This is a genomic window from Sphaerochaeta sp. UBA5836 (genome assembly GCF_002432845.1).
Classification (GTDB): Bacteria; Spirochaetota; Spirochaetia; order Sphaerochaetales; family Sphaerochaetaceae; genus Sphaerochaeta.
The window spans coordinates 19,297-24,024 of sequence record NZ_DJGW01000091.1 but is presented as its reverse complement, the minus strand read 5'-3'; the positions used below and the strand labels follow the sequence as shown (position 1 = coordinate 24,024).

At 51.5% G+C, this 4,728-nt stretch carries 6 protein-coding genes; 4 read left to right on the top strand and 2 right to left on the bottom strand.

Annotated features, from left to right (window positions below):
• Positions 1 to 118: 118 nt before the first annotated feature.
• Together B3F49_RS08560 and B3F49_RS08555 are read left to right on the top strand one after the other, a co-directional pair.
• Positions 119 to 982, top strand: coding sequence for a DUF2156 domain-containing protein (locus tag B3F49_RS08560; RefSeq protein WP_293895122.1), 864 nt, complete (start codon positions 119 to 121; stop codon positions 980 to 982).
• Positions 979 to 1,755: a GNAT family N-acetyltransferase gene (locus B3F49_RS08555; RefSeq protein WP_293895125.1), complete on the top strand. Its 777-nt coding sequence runs from the start codon at positions 979 to 981 to the stop codon at positions 1,753 to 1,755. The genes B3F49_RS08560 and B3F49_RS08555 overlap by 4 nt, the downstream gene beginning before the upstream one ends.
• 3 nt (positions 1,756 to 1,758) lie before the next feature.
• Here the strand turns inward: B3F49_RS08555 and B3F49_RS08550 are convergent, their stop codons facing one another.
• Positions 1,759 to 2,976 (bottom strand): hypothetical protein, encoded by a 1,218-nt coding sequence (locus tag B3F49_RS08550; protein ID WP_293910418.1) that lies wholly within the window; start codon positions 2,974 to 2,976, stop codon positions 1,759 to 1,761.
• Between the two features lie 89 nt (positions 2,977 to 3,065).
• Entirely contained in the window at positions 3,066 to 3,725 is a 660-nt protein-coding gene (locus B3F49_RS08545; protein ID WP_293910416.1) for a Crp/Fnr family transcriptional regulator, read from the bottom strand.
• A 244-nt stretch (positions 3,726 to 3,969) separates the two neighbouring features.
• On the opposite strand from B3F49_RS08545, the gene B3F49_RS08540 reads away from it, so the two are divergent.
• Together B3F49_RS08540 and B3F49_RS08535 are read left to right on the top strand one after the other, a co-directional pair.
• Complete coding sequence (locus B3F49_RS08540; RefSeq protein ID WP_293910414.1) at positions 3,970 to 4,299, top strand: cupin domain-containing protein; 330 nt, start codon at positions 3,970 to 3,972, stop codon at positions 4,297 to 4,299.
• Positions 4,296 to 4,728, top strand: a 433-nt coding sequence (locus B3F49_RS08535) for a 4Fe-4S binding protein (protein WP_293910412.1), incomplete at its 3' end; no start/stop codon positions are given. The genes B3F49_RS08540 and B3F49_RS08535, both read left to right, overlap by 4 nt.

Genomic DNA, 4,728 nt, shown 5'->3' with positions numbered 1-4,728 from the left:
TTCTTCCTTGCCCCACTACGCTCAAAGTAGTATCTTAGCTCTGTCGGGCCTCTTTGCCTTGACTATTGGTGCGAAACGACGTATCAATACATGCGTATATACAAATATTTGAGGTATCATGCTACACTTTTATACACCGTCCTTTGCGGACAAACCACTATTCCCCTCGTACAGCAAGTACTTTGCCTACGAGTATTTTTTTTCCTATTCAGTCCTTTGGAAAGAAGCCATCGGATTGACCATCTGCAAAACAGACACCGCTCTGTACATGCACCTGGATGTTGACGACTGCTTCCTTCTCCCCATAACCGACGACCTACCCAAGGCAATAGCGGAGCTTGAAGCACACTGTTCTGAAAGCGGTCAACGCTTTCACCTCGAGTGCGTTCCCTCAGAACAAGCCCTGGAACTTGAGAAGATGGGCTATACCATCGAACATGTGCGTGCACTGGATGACTACCTTTACGAGAGCGAGAAGCTCATACACCTCAGAGGCAGGAAACTGCAGGCAAAGCGAAACCATATCTCCCAGTTCGAGCGCAACTACACCTACTCGGTACGTTCGCTCTCCACCAAGGAGATGCGTGACGAGTGTTATACAATGGCCTCCACCACCTGGGTCGACACCAAGAATAGCAACACCAAGGAAATCCAGGATGAACTGAGGGCGATGCGTCTCGCATTCGACAACTGGGATGCACTTGGCCTTGTGGGCATGCTGGTCTGCGTAGACCATCATCTGACAGCCTTTACCGTTGGTGAAATCATCGACGACCAACTGGCCATCGTACACTTTGAGAAGGGGGACACCTCGTACATCGGTATCTATTCGGTGATCAACCAGCTTTTCTGTTCCCAGTACCTCTCCGATGTCAAATATGTCAACCGACAGGAGGACGCGGGAGTCGAAGGCCTGAGAAAAGCCAAACTCTCCTACAAACCCGACCTCATGGTCGAAAAGTACAGGGTTACCAGACAGTGATCATAGAACGGGCAAGCCAAGAAGATTTTTCCTCTCTCAAGCAACTTTGGTCGACTGTCTTCTCGGAAGACCCGGTCTTTCTTGAGCACTTCTTCTCCACACGGTTTGCCAGCGAGCACATCTTCGTAGCACGCAAGGACTGCAACATTGTAAGTGCCCTGCACGCCCTGCCCGCCCACTACCTGCAACACGGAGCGATTAAGCCATGTTCCTTCATTGTGGGTGCTGCAACGTACGTCGAGTACCGAAAGCAAGGCATCATGGGAGCATTGCTTGCAGCAACGAAGAGGGCATACGACCATCCCATCACGCTCTTTCCTGCAGTCAGGCCCTTCTACGAAGCACATGGATACTTCACCACCTCCTCGGTTCTCTCATTTTCCTTGGAGGGTGTTGTTCCATCCTCGGATGTTTCCATTCCGATCGAGTATTCACAATTGGACAGCCTCTACCGAGCCGAACATGATCAGAGCGGCTGCCTGCTTCGCGATGAGGAGGCCTGGAAGTTCCTGACCGAAGGCTATCAGACACTCTGTGTTGAAAACGGTTATGCATTCATCAGCGAAGGCAAGGCTGTCGAGGCTTGTGCAACCAGCAAGACAGCGGCAACCAGGCTCTTGGCCTTGCTTGCCGGTCACGGGGTTTCAGAAGTGCACGCCCTTGAGAATTCGTTCATTGCCATGTCGCTGAACAGACAAAAAGCAGTGCCCATCCCGATGGGGATGAGCACTGACAAAGCCATGCAAGGTGTGTATATTGCTGAACAATACTAAGGCCTAACGCACGGTAAGTTCAAAAGCATGAGTCCAGCTGTCTCCCCTGTCGTTGGTGATCGTCAGGGTGAAAGGAAGGACCGTACCGGCAGGTGCCGAATCGCTTACAATGAAGCGGAATGTATTGGCCTCGCCGCGAACCGCCTGCTTTGACTTGGTTGCAAAGCGACTGTTGTTCGTACTGGAAAGCCCTGCGGACAGTCGACCCAGCTGAAGCTCACCCTTCAACATCCTGACATATTCACTCTCAGATGAGAGCGTCGCCTTCAGACCTGTGAGGTTCACATTACCCGTATTGGTGTAGGAGAACCCGATACCGATCTGGGTGTTGGTTGGAAGCTTTGTCCGGTCGTAGTAGAGGACAGTTACATCCTCGATTGCAAGTTGCTTCCATAACGCCTCGAAGAGCGCCCCTTTCCCCTCTACAGTATAGGTAGACGGGTCGGTGATGAGCTTTCCTGTCGTGCGGTCATACCAACCGGCGAAAATCGCCGAAGCATCACCACTGGTAGGCGTCGGAACCTCGACCTTGCCTTCCTCAAAGAAGATATCGGTCTTGTTCATTTCGTCGACGAACCTGACCCCGCTCTGGTAGATGGCATAGAGCGTCTGATCGGTATAGCTCATGGTGATCGTCTCCCCTGGCTGATAAGTGACCTCATCAGGGGTCAAACCCCAACCGACAAGTACGCCTAGGCGAGCTGAATTGAGCCTGATCTGGGAACTGTCGGGAAGGGTGATCTCAGACCCCGGCTCGCGACGGATCTGCTGACGATAGCTGTAGCTGTAGGTCTCATCCTTGGCAGAGAAGTCGAGCGTCAGCGACGGCTTATAGTGGGGGCTGGTTTGATAGAGCCATGCAGCATACTCGCTTCGCTCGGGCTCATCAAGGGCCAGAATCCTCTGCAGCAATGCATCGGTCTGAGCGCTGGTCATCTGGTAGCTTGCAAGCCTGTCCAGATTCTCCCAAGCTTCACGGTAGGCATCTCTATCGCCCTTGGCCCGCGCCTGGGTAAGATTCTTGTACGCTTCGTCCTGTTCGCGTACCACCGCTCGCTTCAGGGTATCGATGGACTTCCTCAGATCTTCAAGACTCGTGGCTGTGATATCCGAATTCTGAAGAGCAGCATACTGTTTCTCAGCGGTCGGAGAGGCTGCCAAGAATGCCATTCCAACCAATACAAGTAGACCAATCATCAAGAGTATACGTGTTCGCTTCATAGGCAATCCTCCTTCATCTCTTGTTACCTATTTCTATAGCAACAGAGGGGTAGGAAGGCAACACCTGCAAGCATATCTTCACCTACTCTTTAACTCTTTGAAGAAATATGAAGATGCACCTGCCGGCCATTGAAGGAAAGCAACTCTTCGTTTCTCAGCAATGCAAGCTCCCGGCTCAGGGAAGTGCGTGCATACCCAAGCCGACGAGCAAGCTCGGTCTTGCTCATCGGCAAGGTCACCATATCGCTGCCCTGCTGCAGGGAAAGCTGGCTCAAGTAATCGAGCAGGCTTTGCCTGAGCGTCTGCTCATTGAGCTTGGTTACGGTAAGGCCCAGCTCATAGGTGCGGTCGCTGATGATTTGCAGCAAACCCACCAGAAAATCCGGCTTGGCTGAACACAGGGACAACACCACACTTCTCTTGATCCGTATGACGCTGCATGCTCGGTCGCAAACAACCTGGAGCGGATACTGGTTGTACCTGCTGAAGAGCAAAGTCGCCCCCCAGATTTCTCCTGCCTCAAGCACTCTGGCTTTGAAGACGGTCCCCTGCTCGTCGATGCTCTGCAGCGAGAGCCTGCCTTCCACTATCACATCGAGGGAGGTGCATGCGTCGCCCTGCAAAGCAACCAGTTGATTCTTTGCATAGTGCATGAGCTTCATGCCGCCTTCCTTGAGAAACTGAGACAACTCCTCTTCTGGAAAGCATTGGAACAGGGCAACCTTGGACAGTGAGCGTGCAATTTCCATGCAAACCTCCAAAAGTGTAGCATATGTAACAGTCTATCGCGCTCTTGTTTCCTATACTAGTGGTCTGTAAATCCTATTTCTTTCATTTTCTTCGGCCCAAACGCCGGGTAGCTGCGTTCTCCTCTGTCAGATATCGCAGATATCTTCTCTTCCTTGGCCTTGCTACTCACCATTTTAGCTCGAAGCAAATATACAAGCACTAGACTTTACAGCCCACTAGCTTTACTGCAAGAAGGAGAATTCCATGATTGAAAAGCCCTATACCTACACGCAAAGCAACGAGAAGGTCATAGAGAAACTGATCGGAGACGACACTGCGATGATCAACCACGTAGTGTTGGCACCAGGTGATGCACTACCTGAACACTATTCCGATTCGAACGTCTATCTGGTTGTTGTACAAGGCAGCCTCACGATTCAGCTGGAAGACCAGGAGGCACACTCTTATCAGGCTTCGGTGGTGAATATACCATGCCACATCAAAATGAATATTTCGAATACAAGCAAGCAAGTGTTGGAATTCTTCATCGTAAAGGCACCCCACCCACGGGTATACAAGGCACAAACTCTATGAAAAAAGTACTGCAACGGACCGTTCAGGTCGTATTCCTGGCTCTCTTTGTCTTTTTGCTCATCCAAGGGAAGGTGCAGGTCTGGATGGCAATCTTCGTTGGATCAACAATCCTCGCCCTTCTCTTCTCCCGCTTCTACTGTGGCTGGATCTGTCCCATCAACACCATCCTGAGGCCCATGGCCTACCTGAAGAAAAAGCTGAAGATCAAGAGCCTGAAGACTCCCGCTTTTTTCAAGAACGGAGTATTCAGGATTCTTATGCTTCTGGGATTCTTGGCTGTGATGGTCGTGGTTTTCAGAACCGGCAAAAAGCTTCCCGTCCTGCCATCGCTTGTTGTAGCGGCAGTCTTTCTCTCCCTCTTCTTTGAGGAAGAGCTGTGGCACCATTGGCTCTGCCCCTACGGGACCATCCTCTCCCTGCCGGCAAGGG

Coding starts and splice junctions, on each gene's coding strand:
- B3F49_RS08560 (WP_293895122.1), top strand. CDS start 119: ATGCTACACTTTTATACACCGTCCTTTGCGGACAAACCACTATTCCCC.
- B3F49_RS08550 (WP_293910418.1), bottom strand. CDS start 2,976: ATGAAGCGAACACGTATACTCTTGATGATTGGTCTACTTGTATTGGTT.
- B3F49_RS08545 (WP_293910416.1), bottom strand. CDS start 3,725: ATGGAAATTGCACGCTCACTGTCCAAGGTTGCCCTGTTCCAATGCTTT.
- B3F49_RS08540 (WP_293910414.1), top strand. CDS start 3,970: ATGATTGAAAAGCCCTATACCTACACGCAAAGCAACGAGAAGGTCATA.